Origin of the sequence: Bacillus sp. FSL K6-0993 (genome assembly GCF_037977205.1) — a bacterium.
Taxonomy (GTDB): Bacteria; Bacillota; Bacilli; order Bacillales; family Bacillaceae; genus Bacillus; species Bacillus subtilis.
Genome location: NZ_CP150275.1, coordinates 1,704,915 through 1,724,805 on the forward strand (window position 1 = coordinate 1,704,915; position 19,891 = coordinate 1,724,805).

Genomic DNA, 19,891 nt, shown 5'->3' on the forward strand with positions numbered 1-19,891 from the left:
TACAAATGTTTTAAGGGGGGAGACCGTTAAATGAGCAGTGAATTATTAGATGCTCTCACGATTCTTGAAAAAGAAAAAGGCATCAGTAAAGAAATTATCATCGAAGCAATCGAAGCTGCGTTAATTTCTGCTTATAAGCGGAATTTTAATCAAGCGCAAAATGTACGGGTGGATCTAAACCGTGAAACTGGCTCCATCCGTGTATTTGCAAGAAAAGATGTCGTTGACGAAGTGTACGACCAGAGATTAGAGATCTCAATTGAAGAGGCGCAGGGCATCCATCCGGAATATATGGTCGGCGATGTCGTCGAAATCGAAGTTACACCTAAGGATTTCGGGCGCATAGCTGCTCAAACAGCAAAGCAGGTCGTCACACAGCGTGTGCGCGAAGCTGAGCGCGGTGTGATTTATTCTGAATTCATCGACCGTGAAGAAGACATCATGACAGGGATCGTCCAGCGTCTGGACAATAAATTTATCTACGTGTCTTTAGGCAAAATAGAAGCCTTGCTGCCGGTTAATGAGCAAATGCCGAATGAAAGCTACAAGCCCCATGACCGCATTAAGGTATATATCACAAAAGTAGAAAAAACAACGAAGGGCCCGCAGATTTATGTGTCAAGAACACATCCAGGCCTGTTAAAGCGTTTGTTTGAAATTGAAGTGCCTGAAATTTATGATGGAACTGTCGAGCTAAAATCTGTTGCCAGAGAAGCCGGCGACCGTTCGAAAATTTCTGTTCGCACAGATGATCCTGACGTGGATCCTGTCGGTTCATGCGTAGGGCCTAAAGGCCAGCGTGTGCAAGCAATCGTCAATGAATTAAAAGGTGAAAAAATTGACATTGTCAACTGGTCCAGTGATCCTGTAGAATTTGTCGCGAATGCGCTCAGCCCTTCCAAAGTGCTTGATGTCATCGTTAATGAAGAAGAAAAAGCGACAACTGTTATTGTTCCTGATTACCAGCTGTCTCTGGCAATTGGCAAAAGAGGACAAAACGCACGCTTAGCTGCTAAACTGACAGGCTGGAAGATTGATATTAAGAGCGAAACGGACGCAAGAGAACTTGGAATCTATCCGAGAGAACTTGAAGAAGATGATGAGCCGCTCTTTACGGAGCCTGAAACTGCTGAATCGGATGAATAAGAGGTGACTTTAGGTGAATAAACACAAAAAGATCCCATTACGCAAATGTGTAGTGACTGGTGAAATGAAGCCTAAAAAGGAACTGATCCGAGTTGTACGGTCGAAAGAAGGCGAAATCTCAGTAGACCCGACCGGAAAAAAGAATGGGCGGGGTGCTTATTTAACGCTGGATAAAGAGTGCATCTTAGCAGCAAAAAAGAAAAACACTTTGCAAAATCAATTTCAATCACAAATCGATGACCAGATTTTCGATGAATTGCTGGAACTGGCGGAAAAGGTGAAAAAATAAAATGTCTGGAATGGAATGGTTTCCCTTGCTGGGTCTGGCCAATCGAGCTCGTAAGGTCGTGTCAGGCGAAGACTTGGTAATAAAAGAAATCAGGAATGCGCGTGCAAAGCTTGTCCTGCTTACAGAGGATGCATCATCTAACACAGCAAAAAAAGTAACTGACAAGTGCAATTATTATAAAGTCCCTTATAAAAAAGTCGAGAGTCGCGCGGTTCTTGGACGCTCTATCGGTAAAGAAGCCCGTGTCGTTGTCGCCGTCACTGACCAAGGTTTTGCGAATAAGCTGATCAGCTTGCTCGATTAATATTTTTGGGGGTGAACGAATGGCTAAAATGAGAGTATACGAATATGCAAAAGCGTTAAATGTTTCAAGTAAGGAAATTTTGACCGCACTGAAGAACATGGATTTAGAAGTGAATAATCACATGGCCATGCTTGAAGAAAAGGCCATTAAAAAGCTTGATGCCAAATATAAAAAAGGCGGCGCAGCTGCTAAATCTCAAAAGCCAGCAGAAACGAACAAAAACAAACAGCCACAAGGGGTTAATCAGCAATCAGCTGGAAATCAACCAAATAAAATTCGAGACGGAAAGAAGAATGACGTGCAGAATAATCAATTTAACAAAAACAAGAAGAATAACAACAACAAAAAAAATAAACGCAACAACAACAATAAAAACCAACATCAGCAAAAGCCTGTAAAGCCGAAAAAAGAGCTTCCTGAGAAAATTACATTCTCTGGCACTTTAACAGTTGGCGCACTTGCTGAAGAGCTTGGCAAAGAGCCTTCAGAAATCATTAAAAAGCTGATGCTTCTTGGCGTAATGGCAACCATTAACCAAGAGCTTGATAAAGACACAATCGAACTCATTGCATCAGAATATGGTGTTGAAACAGAAGAGGTCATTGTGCTTGAAGAAACAGAGCTGGAAAAATACGAAGAGCCTGATAATGAAGAGGATCTTGAAATTCGTCCTCCTGTCGTGACAATCATGGGCCACGTTGACCATGGGAAAACAACGCTTCTTGACAGCATCCGTAAAACAAAGGTTGTTGAAGGAGAAGCAGGCGGAATCACTCAGCATATCGGCGCTTATCAAATTGAAGAGAACGGCAAGAAAATCACGTTCTTGGATACACCGGGCCACGCCGCATTTACAACAATGCGTGCACGCGGTGCAGAAGTAACTGATATTACGATTCTTGTCGTAGCTGCCGATGACGGTGTCATGCCGCAAACAGTTGAAGCGATTAACCATGCAAAAGCAGCAGAGGTTCCAATCATCGTAGCTGTGAATAAAATAGATAAAGAATCCGCAAACCCTGACCGTGTGATGCAAGAACTGACGGAATACGGACTTGTCCCTGAAGCTTGGGGCGGAGAAACCATTTTTGTGCCGCTTTCTGCTTTAACTGGAAAAGGCATTGATGAGCTCGTTGAAATGATTTTGCTTGTCAGTGAGGTAGAGGAACTGAAAGCGAATCCGAACCGTCAGGCAAAAGGAACGGTTATTGAAGCTGAACTCGATAAAGGCAGAGGGTCAGTTGCGACGTTGCTCGTACAGACTGGAACACTGCATGTCGGTGATCCGATCGTAGTCGGCAATACATTTGGCCGTGTCCGTGCAATGGTCAACGACATTGGCCGCCGTGTGAAAACTGCCGGCCCGTCAACTCCGGTTGAAATTACCGGTTTGAATGATGTCCCTCAAGCGGGAGACCAATTCCTTGTCTTTAAGGATGAAAAAACAGCTCGTTCTGTCGGTGAAGCCCGTGCTTCGAAACAGCTTGAAGAGCAGCGCAGCGATAAAGCGAAGCTCAGTCTTGATGACTTATTCGAGCAAATTAAGCAAGGTGATGTAAAAGACATCAACCTCATCGTAAAAGCTGACGTTCAAGGATCTGCTGAAGCATTAACGGCTGCACTTCAAAAAATTGAAGTAGAAGGCGTTAAAGTGAAAATCATCCATACAGGCGTTGGTGCGATTACTGAATCAGACATTATCTTGGCATCTGCTTCCAATGCAATTGTTATCGGGTTTAATGTGAGACCGGACGGAAATGCTAAGAGTACGGCTGAAGCTGAAAATGTAGATATTCGACTTCACCGTATCATTTACAAAGTAATCGACGAGATTGAAGCTGCCATGAAAGGTATGCTTGATCCTGAATATGAAGAAAAAGTAATTGGTCAAGTAGAAGTACGCCAAACATTCAAAGTATCTAAAATCGGTACAATTGCCGGCGGATATGTTACTGAAGGAACCATTACGCGCGACAGCGGCCTCCGTTTAATTCGTGACGGCGTCGTCATCTTTGAAGGCGAAGTAGATGTTCTGAAACGCTTTAAAGACGATGTGAAAGAAGTTTCACAAGGCTATGAATGTGGTATTACAATTAAGAAATACAATGACATTCGTGAAGGTGACATCCTTGAAGCGTTTGTCATGCAAGAAATTGAAAGAACGTGATCGGATTTGCGGAGTGTGAATGCATCATTTATGATGCAGGATCGCTAAAAGAAAAGCGTGCCGTTCTGAAGCGGGTTTTAACCAGGGTTCAAAACAAGTTCAATGTTTCGATTTCGGAGATTGGCTATCAGGACACCTGGCAAAGAACCAGCTTCGGAATCGCCGCTGTTTCTTCCTCTCGCGTTCAAACAGAAAAAGAACTGCAGCGCGTCCTAGCGTTTATCGATTCTTTTCCTGAAATTGAACGGACGATCACTAGGACAGAGTGGTTTTAACTTAGAGGTGATTGAATTGAGTATGAGAGCAAACCGTGTCGGCGAGCAAATGAAAAAAGAACTCGGTGATATTATCAGCCGCAAGCTGAAAGACCCGAGAATTGGTTTTCTGACAGTAACGGATGTACGTGTATCAGGTGATTTGCAAATTGCAAAGGTGTATATCTCGGTTCTCGGTGACGAGAAAAAACGGGAAGAAGCGCTGAAAGGGCTGGCAAAAGCGAAAGGATTTATCCGATCCGAAATCGGCAGCCGCATCAGACTTCGAAAAACGCCTGAAATTGAATTTGAGTTCGATGAATCAATCGATTACGGAAATCGGATCGAAACACTGATTCACGAATTACATTCAGAGAAACCATCTGAATAAAAAATGAGAGGATAGGCGTATATCGTCTGTCCTCTTTCTTCGTTTAAAAGAAAAAACAGAAGGAGTGAAAGGCAAATGGTTAACGGAGTTCTCCTTTTACATAAACCTGTTGGCATGACATCGCACGACTGTGTCATGAAGATCCGAAAGCTGTTAAAAACAAAAAAAGTAGGACATACAGGAACGCTCGATCCGGAAGTGTCAGGCGTGCTTCCGATTTGTGTAGGAAGAGCGACAAAAATAGTCGAATACTTAACTGAAAAATCTAAAACGTATGATGCAGAAATAACGCTTGGCTTTTCAACCACAACAGAGGATCAAACCGGAGAAACGGTGGAAACAAAGCCTGTCAATCACGACATTGAAAAAGCGGATGTAGAAAAGGTTTTAAACAGTTTAAAGGGGAAACAAGAACAAATTCCGCCCATGTATTCCGCTGTAAAAGTAAACGGCAAAAAATTATACGAATACGCAAGAGCAGGGATTGAAGTAGAACGTCCGAAACGTATGATAACCATTGAAGACATTGCCCTGACGACAGAGATTAAACATCATGGAGAAACCGCAAGCTTCCGGTTTACAGTGACTTGCTCCAAAGGGACCTATGTAAGGACGCTGGCGGTCATGATCGGAGAAAAGCTCGGATATCCGGCTCATATGTCTCATTTAATCCGTACGGCATCCGGAGATTTTTCTCTCGACGAATGCTTTACTTTTGATGAGCTCGAAGCACAGGCCCAATCCGGAACCGTGGAAGAGCATACAGTTCCTATTGAACGTGCGCTCAATCATTTGCCGAAATGGATCATAAGTGATACATTAGCTAAGAAAGTAGAAAATGGGGCTTTGCTTGAGACGCCCGAGCAGTTTTCTGAAATGACAAGTGAAGACCGTATTGCCGTCTTTACTGAATCCGGAACCTGCTTGGCGATCTATTTCCCTCATCCTGCAAAAAAAGGGCTGTTAAAGCCGGCAAAAGTATTGATGCAAAAAAGCGAACAATAGAAAAAAGGTGACCGTTCTGTGAAGACGATACATATGACACATCCTCATCATTTAATAAAAGAGGAGCAGGCAAAATCAGTGATGGCGTTAGGTTATTTTGACGGCGTTCATCTCGGGCATCAAAAGGTAATCGGTACAGCGAAGCAAATAGCCGAAGAAAAAGGCCTGACATTAGCTGTGATGACCTTTCATCCCCATCCTTCTCACGTGTTGGGCAGAGATAAGGAACCAAAGGATCTGATTACGCCTCTTGAAGACAAAATAAACCAAATTGAACAATTAGGCACAGAAGTTCTGTATGTCGTTAAATTTAATGAAGTGTTTGCTTCTCTTTCTCCTAAGCAGTTTATAGACCAGTATATTATCGGCCTTAATGTGCAGCATGCAGTGGCAGGCTTTGACTTTACGTACGGCAAATACGGCAAGGGAACAATGGAGACCATGCCGGATGATTTAGACGGAAAAGCTGGGTGCACAATGGTAGAAAAATTGACGGAGCAAGATAAAAAAATCAGTTCTTCGTATATCCGTACCGCGCTTCAAAACGGAGATGTTGAATTGGCGAATGTCTTGCTTGGACAGCCTTATTTTATTAAAGGAATTGTCATTCATGGTGATAAAAGAGGACGGACCATCGGGTTTCCGACAGCAAATGTCGGTTTAAATAACAGCTATATCGTTCCGCCCACAGGTGTATATGCCGTAAAAGCGGAAGTGAACGGCGAAGTTTACAATGGCGTTTGCAATATCGGCTATAAGCCGACGTTTTATGAAAAGCGCCCTGAGCAGCCTTCCATCGAGGTCAATCTGTTTGATTTCGATCAGGAGGTATATGGAGCCGCTATAAAAATCGAATGGTATAAACGGATTCGGAGCGAGCGGAAATTCAATGGCATCAAAGAATTAACTGAGCAAATTGAGAAAGATAAGCAGGAAGCCATCCGTTATTTCAGCAATTTGCGGAAATAACTTGCAACGCACACAAATTTTATTCTAAAATATTTGCATATAGGCGCGATTTTTAGTATGATAGTTTTCGTAGTCTTAAAACCATTGCTTGGCAATCCGAAGTCACCGACGGTTGCTAGGTAACTGGGGCTAAATATGATTTGGAGGTGAAACAGGATGGCAATTACTCAAGAGCGTAAAAACCAACTCATCAATGAGTTCAAAACACACGAATCTGATACTGGATCTCCAGAAGTTCAGATCGCTATCCTAACTGACTCAATTAACAACTTGAACGAGCATTTACGTACTCACAAGAAAGACCACCACTCACGTCGCGGTCTTCTTAAAATGGTAGGTAAGCGTCGTAATCTTCTTACGTATCTGCGTAATAAAGACGTAACTCGTTACCGTGAGTTAATTAACAAACTAGGCTTACGTCGATAATCGTAAAAAGCGGGAGGATTCCCGCTTTTTTATCGTATTAAAGCGAAATTTCTTATAACAAATCATTGAAATCCTTTTACATACTACTTTGACATTGATATGTTCAATTCATTTCGTTCATAATAGGAGTAATTGATTATTTCACACAACGAAGAGAGGAGTTCGTAATTGTATGGGACAAGAAAAACATGTCTTTACCATAGATTGGGCCGGAAGAACGCTTACTGTTGAGACCGGCCAGCTTGCCAAACAGGCAAATGGTGCTGTGATGATCCGCTACGGTGATACAGCAGTACTTAGTACAGCAACCGCTTCAAAAGAACCTAAACCGCTTGATTTCTTCCCTCTTACTGTAAACTATGAAGAAAGATTATATGCGGTAGGGAAAATTCCGGGCGGATTTATTAAAAGAGAAGGACGTCCAAGTGAAAAAGCGGTTCTTGCCAGCCGTTTAATTGACCGTCCGATTCGTCCTTTGTTTGCCGATGGATTCCGTAATGAAGTTCAAGTCATCAGCATTGTCATGAGTGTTGACCAAAACTGCTCTTCAGAAATGGCTGCCATGTTCGGTTCATCACTTGCACTTTCTGTATCGGATATTCCGTTTGAAGGACCGATTGCAGGGGTTACTGTCGGACGCATTGATGATCAATTTATCATTAACCCGACAGTCGATCAGCTTGAAAAAAGCGACATCAATCTTGTCGTTGCCGGCACGAAAGATGCGATTAACATGGTAGAAGCGGGAGCGGACGAAGTTCCTGAGGAAATCATGCTTGAAGCCATTATGTTTGGCCATGAAGAGATTAAACGCCTGATTGCATTCCAAGAAGAAATTGTTGCAGCAGTCGGCAAAGAGAAATCTGAAATTAAGCTCTTTGAAATTGATGAAGAGCTTAATGAAAAAGTAAAAGCTTTGGCAGAAGAGGATCTGCTGAAAGCCATCCAAGTTCATGAAAAGCATGCCCGTGAAGATGCCATTAACGAAGTGAAGAACGCAGTTGTGGCAAAATTCGAGGATGAAGAACATGATGAAGACACAATCAAGCAAGTAAAGCAGACTTTATCCAAGCTGGTGAAAAATGAAGTTCGCCGCCTGATTACTGAAGAGAAAGTAAGACCGGACGGCCGCGGTGTCGATCAAATCCGCCCGCTCTCTTCAGAGGTTGGCCTCTTGCCAAGAACGCACGGTTCAGGCCTATTTACAAGGGGACAAACTCAGGCCCTCAGCGTATGTACGCTAGGTGCTCTGGGAGATGTGCAAATCCTTGACGGCTTAGGTGTCGAAGAGTCGAAACGGTTTATGCATCATTACAACTTCCCGCAATTCAGCGTTGGGGAAACAGGACCGATGCGCGGACCGGGACGTCGTGAAATCGGACACGGAGCACTGGGTGAGCGTGCGCTTGAGCCAGTTATTCCGTCTGAAAAAGACTTCCCTTATACTGTCCGTCTTGTTTCAGAAGTGCTTGAATCAAACGGTTCTACATCTCAAGCAAGCATTTGCGCAAGCACACTTGCAATGATGGATGCCGGTGTACCGATTAAAGCGCCAGTTGCTGGTATTGCGATGGGTCTTGTCAAATCAGGCGAACATTACACTGTCTTGACTGACATCCAAGGCATGGAAGACGCGCTCGGGGATATGGACTTTAAAGTAGCGGGAACTGAAAAAGGCGTAACGGCCCTGCAAATGGACATTAAAATTGAAGGCCTTTCCAGAGAGATTCTTGAAGAAGCGCTTCAGCAGGCGAAAAAGGGCAGAATGGAAATCCTCAACAGCATGCTTGCAACATTAAGCGAATCAAGAAAAGAGCTTTCTCGATATGCGCCTAAGATCTTAACAATGACCATTAATCCTGATAAAATCCGCGATGTCATCGGACCAAGCGGAAAACAAATCAATAAGATCATCGAAGAAACCGGTGTTAAAATTGATATTGAGCAGGACGGCACAATCTTTATTTCCTCTACAGATGAAAGCGGCAACCAAAAAGCGAAAAAAATCATCGAAGACCTTGTTAGAGAGGTTGAAGTCGGCCAACTTTACCTAGGTAAAGTGAAACGGATTGAAAAATTCGGGGCTTTCGTTGAAATTTTCAGCGGAAAAGACGGTTTGGTGCACATTTCAGAGCTTGCGCTTGAACGCGTAGGGAAAGTTGAAGATGTTGTAAAAATCGGAGACGAGATTCTTGTCAAAGTCACTGAAATTGATAAACAAGGACGAGTGAATTTATCCCGCAAAGCGGTGCTCCGTGAAGAGAAAGAAAAAGAAGAACAACAATCTTAAATGAAAACATAAAAGGAGCCTGGGAGACCCGGCTTCTTTATTTTGAAGCTTTTCAAAAGCAGGCGGGTTCTACCTTGTCCTTCTCCTTCATAATGTGAGGTGAGGGGGGGACAGAACATGTACAAAAAATTTGTACCGTTTGCCGTTTTTTTATTTCTTTTTTTTGTCTCATTTGAGATGATGGAAAATCCGCATGCACTTGATTATATAGGGGCAATGAAAAAAGATACGGTGACTGTCACGGCGTCAAAAGATCCGTTATATGAAGAATTGCTTCAAAAAGCGCCGGAGTATGAAGTTAAGCCCCAGAATGCAAGAATTGATAAAGTGTGGAGAAGCATTCCAGGCTATAATGGATTAAAGGTCAATATTGAACAATCATATAAAAAAATGAAACAGCATGGTGAGTTTCGGGAAAAAGATTTGGTGTACAGTCAAGTAAAACCAAGTGTTCATCTTGAGTCACTTCAGCCTGAGCCTATTTATAAAGGAAATCCTGACAAACCGATGGTGGCTTTTTTAATCAATGTGGCATGGGGAAATGAGTATTTGGAAAAAATGCTTCCTATTCTGCAAAAGCACCAGGTTAAAGCTACGTTCTTTTTAGAAGGCAATTGGGTGAAAAACAATGTACAGCTCGCTAAGAAGATTGCAAAAGACGGACATGAAATCGGAAATCATTCATACAATCATCCGGATATGAGCAAACTGACTACAGGAAGAATTTCCGAGCAGCTCGACAAGACTAATGAACAAATAGAACAAACGATCGGCGTTAAGCCAAAGTGGTTCGCTCCGCCAAGCGGAAGTTTCAGAAAAGCGGTTATCGACATTGCAGCAGAGAAACAGATGGGAACAGTCATGTGGACAGTTGATACAATCGATTGGCAAAAGCCGGCTCCGTCTGTACTTCAGACGAGAGTGTTAAGCAAGATACATAATGGTGCCATGATTTTAATGCATCCGACTGACCCTACGGCGGAAAGTCTTGAAGCGCTGATTACACAGATAAAAGACAAAGGATATGCGCTTGGAACAGTCACTGAACTAATGGATGAAACAAGACTATTGAAGTAACAGATGAAGGCAGCTTGTCTTTGAATAGGAGGAACAAATTTGATTAAACGATATACGTGTCAAAATGGTGTAAGAATTGTGCTGGAAAATAATCCGACAGTCCGTTCTGTTGCGATCGGCGTATGGATCGGCACAGGTTCGAGACATGAAACGCCGGAGATAAACGGAATTTCTCACTTTTTAGAGCACATGTTCTTTAAAGGGACGAGCACAAAATCTGCACGCGAGATAGCAGAATCTTTTGATCGTATTGGCGGCCAGGTCAATGCGTTTACTTCAAAGGAATATACCTGCTACTATGCAAAGGTGCTTGACGAGCATGCGAATTACGCGCTGGACGTATTAGCAGATATGTTCTTTCATTCAACGTTTGATGAAAACGAGCTGAAAAAAGAGAAAAATGTAGTATATGAAGAAATTAAAATGTACGAAGATGCGCCGGACGACATTGTACATGATTTATTGAGCAAAGCCACTTACGGCAATCATTCTTTAGGCTACCCAATTCTAGGCACGGAAGAAACGCTTGCTTCCTTTAACGGTGACTCTCTCAGACAATACATGCATGATTATTATACGCCGGACCGAGTGGTGATTTCGGTAGCGGGCAATATATCTGACAGTTTTATCAAAGATGTAGAAAAATGGTTCGGGTCATACGAGGCGAAAGGCAAAGCGACAGGCCTTGAGAAGCCTGAGTTCCACACGGAAAAACTGACGAGAAAAAAAGAAACAGAGCAGGCTCATTTGTGCCTTGGATTTAAAGGCTTAGAGGTTGGCCATGAACGTATTTATGATTTAATCGTCCTCAACAATGTGCTCGGAGGCAGCATGAGCAGCCGGCTGTTCCAAGATGTGCGTGAAGATAAAGGACTTGCTTATTCTGTTTACAGCTATCACAGCTCATATGAGGACAGCGGAATGCTCACTATTTACGGCGGAACGGGTGCAAATCAGCTTCAGCAACTGTCGGAAACAATTCAAGAAACCCTTGCCACATTAAAACGTGACGGCATTACCTCGAAAGAACTGGAAAACAGCAAAGAGCAAATGAAGGGAAGCTTAATGCTGAGCTTAGAAAGCACAAACAGCAAAATGAGCCGAAACGGAAAAAATGAACTGCTGCTCGGCAAACATAAAACATTAGATGAAATCATCAATGAATTAAACGCCGTGAACTTAGAGCGTGTTAACGGCCTTGCCAGACAATTGTTTACCGAAGACTATGCATTAGCACTTATCAGCCCTTCCGGCAATATGCCGTCTTAAAAAGGAAAGCCTGCCCCATAATGGAGCAGGCATTTTTTAATCCCTTTCATCATACATAGTACAAGGGGGTGACAGACATGCGGCTCAGTGAATTATCAGGAAAGGAAATTGTAGACATCAAAAGAGCTGAACGGCTCGGAGTGCTCGGCCAGACCGATTTGGAAATCAATGAACAGGATGGACAGATTACAGCACTCCTCATTCCCACAGTTAAGTGGTTTGGTTTGAGAAAGCAAGGTCATGACATTCGTGTCCCATGGCACCATATTCAAAAGATCGGTTCAGATATGATTATATTAGATGTACCTGAGGAAATGCCTCCTCGACAAGAGTAAATAGCCCAATTGACTGTGAAGCGGGCTCTAAAGAAAACATCTGAAACATCGGCTGCCGGAGCCGATGTTTTTTTATATGGAAAAAGCGCATCTTTTATATTCACCGGTATTTCCTTTTAATCATAAGATGAAGGGGAGCTTAACAACTAGAGATCCAGTATATACAAAGAAGGTGAACGTTTAGAATGTTAACCGGATTGAAAATTGCAGTTATCGGCGGTGACGCAAGACAGCTCGAAATTATAAGAAAGCTCACTGAACAGCAGGCTGACATCTATCTTGTCGGTTTTGACCAATTGGATCACGGTTTTACCGGGGCAGTAAAATGCAATATTGATGAAATTCCTTTTCAGCAAATAGACAGCATCATTCTTCCAGTATCCGCGACAACAGGAGAAGGTGTCGTATCGACTGTATTTTCTAATGAAGAAGTTGTGTTAAAACAGGACCATCTCGACAGAACGCCTGCACATTGTGTCATTTTCTCAGGAATTTCTAACGCCTATTTAGAAAACATTGCAGCTCAGGCAAAAAGAAAACTTGTTAAACTGTTTGAGCGGGATGACATTGCGATATACAACTCTATTCCGACAGTAGAAGGAACGATCATGCTGGCTATTCAGCACACGGATTATACGATACACGGATCACAGGTGGCCGTTCTCGGTCTGGGGCGCACCGGGATGACGATTGCCCGTACATTTGCCGCGCTCGGGGCGAATGTAAAAGTGGGGGCAAGAAGTTCAGCGCATCTGGCACGTATCACTGAAATGGGGCTCGTTCCTTTTCATACTGATGAGCTGAAAGAGCATGTAAAAGATATAGATATTTGCATTAATACCATACCGAGTATGATTTTAAATCAAACGGTACTTTCTAGCATGACACCAAAAACCTTAATATTGGATCTGGCCTCACGTCCCGGGGGAACGGATTTTAAATATGCCGAGAAACAAGGGATTAAAGCACTTCTTGCTCCCGGGCTTCCAGGGATTGTCGCTCCTAAAACAGCTGGGCAAATCCTTGCAAACGTCTTGAGCAAGCTTTTGGCTGAAATACAAGCTGAGGAGGGGAAATAAGGATGTCGTCATTAAAAGGAAAAAGAATCGGGTTTGGGCTGACCGGGTCACATTGCACATATGAAGCGGTTTTCCCGCAAATTGAGGCGTTGGTCAACGAAGGTGCTGAAGTCCGTCCGGTTGTCACATTTAATGTAAAATCCACAAATACCCGATTTGGAGAGGGAGCAGAATGGGTTAAAAAAATTGAAGACCTGACTGGATATGAGGCCATTGATTCGATTGTAAAGGCAGAACCTCTTGGGCCGAAGCTGCCCCTTGACTGCATGGTCATTGCGCCTTTAACAGGCAATTCAATGAGCAAGCTGGCAAATGCCATGACGGACAGCCCGGTGCTGATGGCGGCAAAAGCGACAATCCGAAACAATCGGCCTGTCGTTCTGGGTATCTCGACAAATGATGCTCTTGGTTTAAACGGAACAAATTTAATGAGGCTCATGTCAACAAAAAATATCTTTTTTATTCCATTCGGGCAAGATGATCCATTTAAAAAACCGAATTCAATGGTAGCCAAAATGGATCTGCTTCCGCAAACGATTGAAAAGGCACTCATGCACCAGCAGCTTCAGCCGATTCTAGTTGAGAATTATCAGGGAAATGACTAAATTTACAGAAAATCTTTCCCAAACTAAAAAATTCGGTCATCACCCGCATATTCTATGGTAAAATAAAACGTAAAATCATAGTCAAATCAATTCAATGAAGCTGATTGGCGGAAGGAGTTTTACAGATGGGAAGAGGTTTACACGTAGCTGTTGTCGGAGCGACAGGGGCTGTGGGACAACAAATGCTTAAAACACTTGAAGACAGAAACTTTGAAATGGACACACTTACATTGCTATCTTCAAAACGCTCTGCGGGGACAAAAGTCACGTTTAAAGGCCAAGAGCTGACTGTTCAGGAAGCTTCTCCTGAGAGCTTTGAAGGGGTAAATATTGCTTTGTTCAGCGCCGGCGGAAGCGTATCACAAGCATTGGCACCAGAAGCTGTAAAACGCGGCGCTATTGTTATAGATAATACGAGCGCGTTCCGCATGGATGAAAATACACCGCTTGTTGTGCCAGAAGTGAATGAGGCAGACTTGCATGAACACAACGGCATTATTGCCAATCCAAACTGCTCTACAATCCAAATGGTTGCGGCACTTGAACCGATCCGCAAAGCATATGGCTTAAACAAGGTCATCGTATCAACTTACCAGGCAGTATCAGGAGCGGGTAATGAAGCTGTAAAAGAGCTTTACAGCCAAACACAGGCGATTTTAAATAAAGAAGAAATAGAGCCTGAGATCATGCCGGTAAAAGGTGACAAAAAACACTATCAAATCGCCTTCAACGCGATTCCGCAAATCGATAAATTCCAAGATAACGGCTATACGTTTGAGGAAATGAAAATGATAAATGAAACGAAAAAAATCATGCACATGCCTGACCTTCAAGTAGCGGCTACATGTGTGAGACTGCCAATCCAAACTGGGCACTCAGAGTCCGTCTACATCGAAATAGACCGTGATGACGCTACAGTTGAAGATATTAAAAATCTATTGAAAGAAGCTCCGGGCGTGACACTTCAGGATGATCCAAGCCAGCAGCTTTATCCGATGCCTGCTGATGCTGTCGGCAAAAACGATGTGTTTGTAGGCCGCATCCGCAAAGACTTGGACAGAGCAAACGGTTTTCATTTATGGGTTGTTTCTGATAACCTATTAAAAGGCGCGGCATGGAACTCTGTTCAAATTGCAGAAAGCCTGAAAAAACTAAACCTCGTATAAAAGAGAGAATTTTCTAAAGACGAATAGAAGAGAGTAAGGCGCTATCAGCCTGCTCTCTTCTGTTACGTCCGAATAATTTGGAGTGAAAACAGTGAAGATAATTGTTCAAAAGTTCGGCGGAACATCAGTAAAAGATGATAAAGGCCGCAAACTGGCTTTAGGGCATATTAAAGAAGCAATCAGTGAAGGATATAAGGTTGTCGTTGTCGTTTCAGCGATGGGCCGAAAAGGAGACCCGTATGCAACAGATTCTTTGCTCGGGCTGCTTTACGGCGATCAGTCAGCGATTTCTCCTAGGGAACAGGATTTGCTTTTATCTTGCGGAGAGACTATTTCCTCTGTCGTCTTTACAAGCATGCTGCTTGATAACGGTGTGAAAGCAGCTGCGCTGACAGGGGCTCAGGCTGGCTTTTTAACGAATGATCAGCATACCAATGCGAAAATCATTGAAATGAAACCGGAGCGTTTATTCAGTGTGCTCGCCAATCATGATGCGGTAGTCGTCGCAGGCTTCCAGGGCGCAACCGAAAAGGGTGATACAACAACAATCGGCAGAGGGGGCAGCGATACGTCTGCAGCCGCACTCGGAGCAGCTGTTGATGCGGAATATATCGATATTTTCACCGATGTAGAAGGCGTAATGACTGCTGACCCAAGAGTGGTGGAAAATGCAAAACCGCTTCCTGTTGTGACGTATACGGAAATCTGCAATCTGGCGTATCAGGGGGCCAAGGTCATTCATCCGCGTGCTGTGGAAATCGCAATGCAGGCCAAGGTTCCGATCCGCGTCCGTTCGACTTATTCGAATGATAAAGGTACATTGGTGACATCACATCACTCTTCCAAGGTCGGCAGTGATGTTTTTGAAAGGCTGATTACGGGAATCGCCCATGTCAAAGATGTCACGCAGTTCAAAGTGCCTGCGAAAATCGGCCAGTATAACGTTCAGACTGAAGTGTTCAAGGCTATGGCAAACGCTGGAATCAGTGTCGATTTCTTTAACATTACACCTAGTGAAATCGTCTATACGGTAGCCGGAAATAAAACAGAAACAGCTCAGCGTATTTTAATGGATATGGGCTATGATCCAATGGTGACGAGAAACTGCGCGAAGGTATCGGCGGTCGGCGCGGGCATTATGGGTGTTCCCGGTGTTACGTCCAAAATTGTATCGGCTCTTTCAGAAAAAGAAATTCCGATCCTTCAGTCGGCTGACAGCCATACGACGATATGGGTGCTCGTCCATGAAGCGGATATGGTTCCTGCTGTAAACGCTTTGCATGAAGTGTTTGAACTTTCGAAGTAAATGTGATTGAATCATGATGAGGTGAATAAAATGAATTTCGGAAATGTGTCTACAGCGATGATTACACCCTTTGACAATAAAGGGAACGTAGACTTTCAAAAACTGTCTACACTGATTGATTACTTGTTGAAAAACGGAACGGATTCTTTAGTAGTAGCGGGAACAACTGGAGAATCTCCGACCCTTTCAACTGAAGAAAAAATTGCGCTTTTTGAATATACGGTAAAAGAAGTAAACGGACGGGTGCCCGTTATCGCTGGTACTGGAAGCAACAACACGAAAGATTCCATTAAGCTGACAAAAAAAGCTGAGGAAGCGGGCGTGGACGCTGTTATGCTTGTTACCCCGTATTACAATAAACCTTCTCAAGAAGGAATGTACCAGCATTTTAAAGCAATTGCGGCAGAGACATCTCTTCCGGTTATGCTCTATAATGTTCCTGGCCGTACGGTTGCTTCTCTTGCTCCTGAAACGACGATCCGTTTGGCGGCGGACATTCCGAATGTGGTTGCGATTAAAGAAGCGAGCGGAGACCTAGAAGCGATTACAAAAATTATTGCTGAAACACCGGAAGACTTCTATGTCTATTCAGGGGATGATGCTCTGACGCTTCCTATTCTTTCAGTTGGAGGAAGAGGAGTTGTATCAGTGGCGAGCCATATTGCAGGCTCTGATATGCAGCAAATGATTAAAAATTATACGAATGGGCAAACAGCTAATGCGGCACTGATCCATCAGAAACTGCTGCCGATTATGAAGGAACTGTTTAAAGCGCCTAATCCTGCTCCAGTCAAAACAGCGCTTCAGCTGAGAGGTCTTGATGTCGGTTCTGTGCGTCTGCCTTTAGTCCCGTTAACTGAGGATGAACGTCTGAGCTTAAGCAGCACGATCAGCGAACTGTAAGAAAATTTCATACAGTGAAACAAACGCGGTCATTCTCACATTCAGCTGAGTTTGACCGTTTCTTTTACATATTGGTTTTCCCTAAACCTTCTGCTTTATCTTGTTTTCTAAATTTACTTTCAGTTATAATAGGAACAAGTGATGATGGACGGGTATGAGACTAGGAGGATATAGATTTTGAAAAAGAAAAATACAGAAAACGTTAGAATTATCGCCCTTGGCGGTGTCGGAGAGATTGGGAAGAACCTTTATGTCATTGAAATTGACTCAGACATATTTGTCGTTGATGCCGGCCTTATGCATCCAGAAAACGAAATGCTCGGTATTGATGTAGTGATTCCTGACATATCATATTTGATTGAACGGGCTGACCGCGTCAAGGCAATCTTTTTAACGCACGGGCACGATGAAAATATCGGCGGCGTTTTTTACTTATTAAACAAGCTGTCCGTTCCAGTGTACGGAACAAAACTGACGCTTGCACTGTTAAGAGAGAAATTAAAACAATACGGACATAACCGAAAAACTGATTTAAGAGAAATTCACTCAAAATCTGTCATTACATTTGAATCAACAAAAGTATCGTTCTTTAGAACGATTCACAGCATTCCTGATTCTGTAGGTGTGAGCTTTAAAACATCACTTGGATCTATTGTATGCACGGGAGACTTCAAATTTGACCAAACACCTGCACTTAATCAGACGTGCGACATTGGCGAGATCGCCAAGATTGGCAATAGCGGCGTGCTCGCTCTGCTTTCTGACAGTGCAAATGCGGAACGGCCGGGTTACACCCCTTCGGAAGCGGCAGTCAGCGGAGAAATTTCGGATGCGCTGTATAATTCACAGAACCGGGTGATTATTGCTGTTTTCGCATCCAATATTAACCGGATTCAGCAAGTCATTCATGCAGCGGCTCAAAATGGCAGAAAGATTGCCGTAGCCGGAAAAAATCTTCAATCTGTCCTGCAGCTGGCGAGAAAGTTAGGATACATTGAAGCAGATGATGAATTGTTTATTTCTGTACAGGATGTCAAAAAATATCCGAAGCGCGAAGTGGCCATTATTACAGCCGGAAGCCAAGGTGAACCATTAGCTGCTTTGACAAGAATGGCAAACAAAGCTCACAAACAGCTGAACATTGAAGAAGGGGATACGGTGGTCATTGCGTCAACGCCGATTCCCGGGCAGGAACTCATTTACTCTAAAACAGTAGATCTTCTTGCGAGAGCCGGTGCACAAGTCATCTTTGCCCAAAAGCGTGTTCATGTATCAGGCCACGGCTCACAAGAAGAGTTAAAGCTGATGATCAATCTGCTTAAACCAAAATATTTGATTCCTGTAAACGGCGAATACAGAATGCAAAAAGCTCATTCAAAAATCGCTGAAGAAACCGGCATGAAGCGCAGTGACATCTTCTTAATTGAAAAAGGAGACGTCGTTGAATTCCGCGGCCAAAACGTAAAAATTGGGGATAAAGTTCCTTACGGCAATATTTTAATTGATGGTTTAGGTGTCGGTGATATCGGCAATATCGTATTGAGAGACCGCCGCTTGCTTTCACAGGACGGAATTTTAATCGTTGTCATTACACTTGATAAACAAAAGAAACATCTTGTATCAGGACCAGAAATTATCACTCGCGGCTTTGTTTATGTAAGAGAGTCTGAAGGTCTTATCGTACAGGCTACTGAGCTTGTCCGGTCCATCGTGACAGAAGCGACTGAAACATCAAATGTCGAATGGTCAACGCTGAAGCAGGCAATGCGGGATGCTTTGAACCAATTCCTTTATGAAAAAACGAAACGTAAACCGATGATCATCCCAATTATTATGGAAGTATAATGACTGACTAAAGACCGGAGCTGCTCCGGTCTTTATTTTTTGTCCTTCAAGCCGGGATTGAATGAAGTATCTTTGTTCATAATACAAAGAGAAACTCGGAAAGGATGAAAGCGAGATGGATCATCGTATGGAAAACACAGAAGAAGAGCGTCCTGAAAAAAATGATGCGAAGGACAGCATTATGAATAAAATACAGCAGCTTGGTGAAACGACGCTTCCGCAGCTGCCCCAAGATACAAATATTCATTGTCTGACCATTATCGGACAAATTGAAGGCCATGTTCAGCTTCCTCCGCAAAACAAAACAACAAAATATGAACATGTCATCCCGCAGATTGTGGCAATTGAACAAAATCCCAAAATTGAAGGCTTGCTGATCATATTAAATACTGTCGGAGGAGATGTTGAAGCTGGTCTTGCCATAGCGGAAATGCTTGCATCTTTATCGAAACCGACCGTTTCTATCGTGCTTGGCGGGGGGCATTCCATCGGCGTTCCGATTGCTGTATCCTGTGATTACAGCTATATCGCCGAAACAGCAACGATGACGATTCATCCAGTTAGGCTCACCGGGCTGGTCATCGGGGTGCCGCAAACGTTTGAATACCTGGATAAGATGCAAGAAAGAGTTGTTAAATTTGTGACAAGCCATTCCAATATAACCGAAGAGAAGTTTAAAGAGCTAATGTTTTCAAAAGGAAACTTAACACGCGATATCGGAACAAATGTAGTCGGTAAGGATGCAGTTAAATATGGATTGATCGATCACGCAGGCGGTGTCGGACAGGCAATCAATAAACTGAATGAGCTCATCGATGAAGCAAGGAAAGAAGAAGGACGGATGATTCAATGATTCTTTATACCGTGATGCCGCAGGAAATTGTGTTTGCAGAACAGAACCAAGAGACAAGCGCACATGAACAAATTGAATATAAAGGTGTACCGCTTCTAGTCGAAATGAAAGGGAATGAAGCGGAAGTCATTCAAATCATGAGCACCAATCCAATGCATTTTCTGCATCCGGACATTTCACCGGGACAAAAGCTGAAATTAAACGTATAAGAA

21 protein-coding genes are annotated in these 19,891 nt (G+C 43.3%); all 21 read left to right on the top strand.

Translation table 11 applies throughout. The annotated features are described in order from the left end of the window. Window positions 1–30 precede the first annotated feature (30 nt). The 21 genes from nusA to tepJ all read left to right on the top strand — a co-directional run bounded on the left by nusA (window position 31) and on the right by tepJ (window position 19,888). Window positions 31–1,146, top strand: a complete 1,116-nt coding sequence (gene nusA / locus MHH79_RS08915) for a transcription termination factor NusA (protein ID WP_003231912.1) — start codon at window positions 31–33, stop codon at window positions 1,144–1,146. 13 nt (window positions 1,147–1,159) lie between these two features. After that, a complete protein-coding gene (gene rulR, locus MHH79_RS08920; protein WP_009967250.1) occupies window positions 1,160–1,435 on the top strand; it encodes a glucose-induced regulator RulR in 276 nt (91 codons plus the stop codon). A gap of 1 nt (window position 1,436) precedes the next feature. Continuing rightward, on the top strand, window positions 1,437–1,739 hold the full coding sequence (locus MHH79_RS08925; protein ID WP_003220946.1) for a YlxQ family RNA-binding protein: 303 nt from the start codon (window positions 1,437–1,439) through the stop codon (window positions 1,737–1,739). A 19-nt stretch (window positions 1,740–1,758) separates the two neighbouring features. Then, window positions 1,759–3,906 (top strand): translation initiation factor IF-2, encoded by a 2,148-nt coding sequence (gene infB / locus MHH79_RS08930; RefSeq protein WP_047182617.1) that lies wholly within the window; start codon window positions 1,759–1,761, stop codon window positions 3,904–3,906. Continuing rightward, the gene (locus MHH79_RS08935; protein ID WP_003231905.1) at window positions 3,903–4,181 is read left to right on the top strand and encodes a DUF503 domain-containing protein; all 279 of its coding nucleotides are present in this window, start codon (window positions 3,903–3,905) and stop codon (window positions 4,179–4,181) included. The genes infB and MHH79_RS08935 overlap by 4 nt, the downstream gene beginning before the upstream one ends. A gap of 16 nt (window positions 4,182–4,197) precedes the next feature. Then, complete coding sequence (rbfA, locus tag MHH79_RS08940; RefSeq protein WP_009967251.1) at window positions 4,198–4,551, top strand: 30S ribosome-binding factor RbfA; 354 nt, start codon at window positions 4,198–4,200, stop codon at window positions 4,549–4,551. Window positions 4,552–4,626: 75 nt separating this feature from the next. Further along, complete coding sequence (truB, locus tag MHH79_RS08945; RefSeq protein WP_251217914.1) at window positions 4,627–5,556, top strand: tRNA pseudouridine(55) synthase TruB; 930 nt, start codon at window positions 4,627–4,629, stop codon at window positions 5,554–5,556. An 18-nt stretch (window positions 5,557–5,574) separates the two neighbouring features. Further along, window positions 5,575–6,525 (top strand): bifunctional riboflavin kinase/FAD synthetase, encoded by a 951-nt coding sequence (gene ribF, locus MHH79_RS08950; RefSeq protein WP_047182619.1) that lies wholly within the window; start codon window positions 5,575–5,577, stop codon window positions 6,523–6,525. Window positions 6,526–6,681: 156 nt separating this feature from the next. Then, a complete protein-coding gene (gene rpsO, locus MHH79_RS08955) occupies window positions 6,682–6,951 on the top strand; it encodes a 30S ribosomal protein S15 (RefSeq protein WP_003220957.1) in 270 nt (89 codons plus the stop codon). A 172-nt stretch (window positions 6,952–7,123) separates the two neighbouring features. Beyond that, window positions 7,124–9,241, top strand: a complete 2,118-nt coding sequence (pnp, locus tag MHH79_RS08960) for a polyribonucleotide nucleotidyltransferase (protein ID WP_251217915.1) — start codon at window positions 7,124–7,126, stop codon at window positions 9,239–9,241. Window positions 9,242–9,358: 117 nt separating this feature from the next. Next, on the top strand, window positions 9,359–10,318 hold the full coding sequence (locus MHH79_RS08965) for a polysaccharide deacetylase family protein (protein WP_100506570.1): 960 nt from the start codon (window positions 9,359–9,361) through the stop codon (window positions 10,316–10,318). 39 nt (window positions 10,319–10,357) lie between these two features. Next, window positions 10,358–11,587: a pitrilysin family protein gene (locus MHH79_RS08970; RefSeq protein ID WP_003245717.1), complete on the top strand. Its 1,230-nt coding sequence runs from the start codon at window positions 10,358–10,360 to the stop codon at window positions 11,585–11,587. Between the two features lie 77 nt (window positions 11,588–11,664). Continuing rightward, complete coding sequence (locus MHH79_RS08975) at window positions 11,665–11,922, top strand: YlmC/YmxH family sporulation protein (protein ID WP_003231890.1); 258 nt, start codon at window positions 11,665–11,667, stop codon at window positions 11,920–11,922. Between the two features lie 185 nt (window positions 11,923–12,107). After that, window positions 12,108–13,001, top strand: coding sequence for a dipicolinic acid synthetase subunit A (dpaA, locus tag MHH79_RS08980; RefSeq protein ID WP_003231888.1), 894 nt, complete (start codon window positions 12,108–12,110; stop codon window positions 12,999–13,001). A gap of 2 nt (window positions 13,002–13,003) precedes the next feature. Then, complete coding sequence (gene dpaB, locus MHH79_RS08985; RefSeq protein ID WP_003231884.1) at window positions 13,004–13,606, top strand: dipicolinate synthase subunit B; 603 nt, start codon at window positions 13,004–13,006, stop codon at window positions 13,604–13,606. Window positions 13,607–13,731: 125 nt separating this feature from the next. Then, window positions 13,732–14,772 (top strand): aspartate-semialdehyde dehydrogenase, encoded by a 1,041-nt coding sequence (gene asd / locus MHH79_RS08990; protein WP_003244674.1) that lies wholly within the window; start codon window positions 13,732–13,734, stop codon window positions 14,770–14,772. Window positions 14,773–14,863: 91 nt separating this feature from the next. After that, the gene (gene dapG / locus MHH79_RS08995) at window positions 14,864–16,078 is read left to right on the top strand and encodes an aspartate kinase (protein ID WP_015483233.1); all 1,215 of its coding nucleotides are present in this window, start codon (window positions 14,864–14,866) and stop codon (window positions 16,076–16,078) included. Between the two features lie 30 nt (window positions 16,079–16,108). Further along, window positions 16,109–16,981, top strand: a complete 873-nt coding sequence (gene dapA, locus MHH79_RS09000) for a 4-hydroxy-tetrahydrodipicolinate synthase (RefSeq protein WP_014476832.1) — start codon at window positions 16,109–16,111, stop codon at window positions 16,979–16,981. 177 nt (window positions 16,982–17,158) lie between these two features. Next, window positions 17,159–18,826 carry a ribonuclease J2 gene (gene rnjB / locus MHH79_RS09005; protein ID WP_003231875.1) on the top strand — a complete coding sequence of 556 codons (1,668 nt, stop codon included), beginning with the start codon at window positions 17,159–17,161 and terminating at the stop codon, window positions 18,824–18,826. A gap of 115 nt (window positions 18,827–18,941) precedes the next feature. Next, window positions 18,942–19,679 (top strand): translocation-enhancing protein TepA, encoded by a 738-nt coding sequence (gene tepA, locus MHH79_RS09010; RefSeq protein ID WP_003245712.1) that lies wholly within the window; start codon window positions 18,942–18,944, stop codon window positions 19,677–19,679. After that, complete coding sequence (tepJ, locus tag MHH79_RS09015) at window positions 19,676–19,888, top strand: TepA modulator TepJ (protein WP_003231871.1); 213 nt, start codon at window positions 19,676–19,678, stop codon at window positions 19,886–19,888. Before tepA ends, tepJ begins: the two co-directional genes overlap by 4 nt. The last annotated feature ends 3 nt before the right edge of the window (window positions 19,889–19,891 follow it).

What these genes read in the sequence shown, in the direction of transcription:
- nusA (WP_003231912.1), top strand. Translation starts at nt 31, where the DNA reads ATGAGCAGTGAATTATTAGATGCTCTCACGATTCTTGAAAAAGAAAAA.
- MHH79_RS08925 (WP_003220946.1), top strand. Translation starts at nt 1,437, where the DNA reads ATGTCTGGAATGGAATGGTTTCCCTTGCTGGGTCTGGCCAATCGAGCT.
- infB (WP_047182617.1), top strand. Translation starts at nt 1,759, where the DNA reads ATGGCTAAAATGAGAGTATACGAATATGCAAAAGCGTTAAATGTTTCA.
- truB (WP_251217914.1), top strand. Translation starts at nt 4,627, where the DNA reads ATGGTTAACGGAGTTCTCCTTTTACATAAACCTGTTGGCATGACATCG.
- rpsO (WP_003220957.1), top strand. Translation starts at nt 6,682, where the DNA reads ATGGCAATTACTCAAGAGCGTAAAAACCAACTCATCAATGAGTTCAAA.
- pnp (WP_251217915.1), top strand. Translation starts at nt 7,124, where the DNA reads ATGGGACAAGAAAAACATGTCTTTACCATAGATTGGGCCGGAAGAACG.
- MHH79_RS08965 (WP_100506570.1), top strand. Translation starts at nt 9,359, where the DNA reads ATGTACAAAAAATTTGTACCGTTTGCCGTTTTTTTATTTCTTTTTTTT.
- MHH79_RS08975 (WP_003231890.1), top strand. Translation starts at nt 11,665, where the DNA reads ATGCGGCTCAGTGAATTATCAGGAAAGGAAATTGTAGACATCAAAAGA.
- dpaA (WP_003231888.1), top strand. Translation starts at nt 12,108, where the DNA reads ATGTTAACCGGATTGAAAATTGCAGTTATCGGCGGTGACGCAAGACAG.
- dpaB (WP_003231884.1), top strand. Translation starts at nt 13,004, where the DNA reads ATGTCGTCATTAAAAGGAAAAAGAATCGGGTTTGGGCTGACCGGGTCA.
- asd (WP_003244674.1), top strand. Translation starts at nt 13,732, where the DNA reads ATGGGAAGAGGTTTACACGTAGCTGTTGTCGGAGCGACAGGGGCTGTG.
- dapA (WP_014476832.1), top strand. Translation starts at nt 16,109, where the DNA reads ATGAATTTCGGAAATGTGTCTACAGCGATGATTACACCCTTTGACAAT.
- tepA (WP_003245712.1), top strand. Translation starts at nt 18,942, where the DNA reads ATGGATCATCGTATGGAAAACACAGAAGAAGAGCGTCCTGAAAAAAAT.
- tepJ (WP_003231871.1), top strand. Translation starts at nt 19,676, where the DNA reads ATGATTCTTTATACCGTGATGCCGCAGGAAATTGTGTTTGCAGAACAG.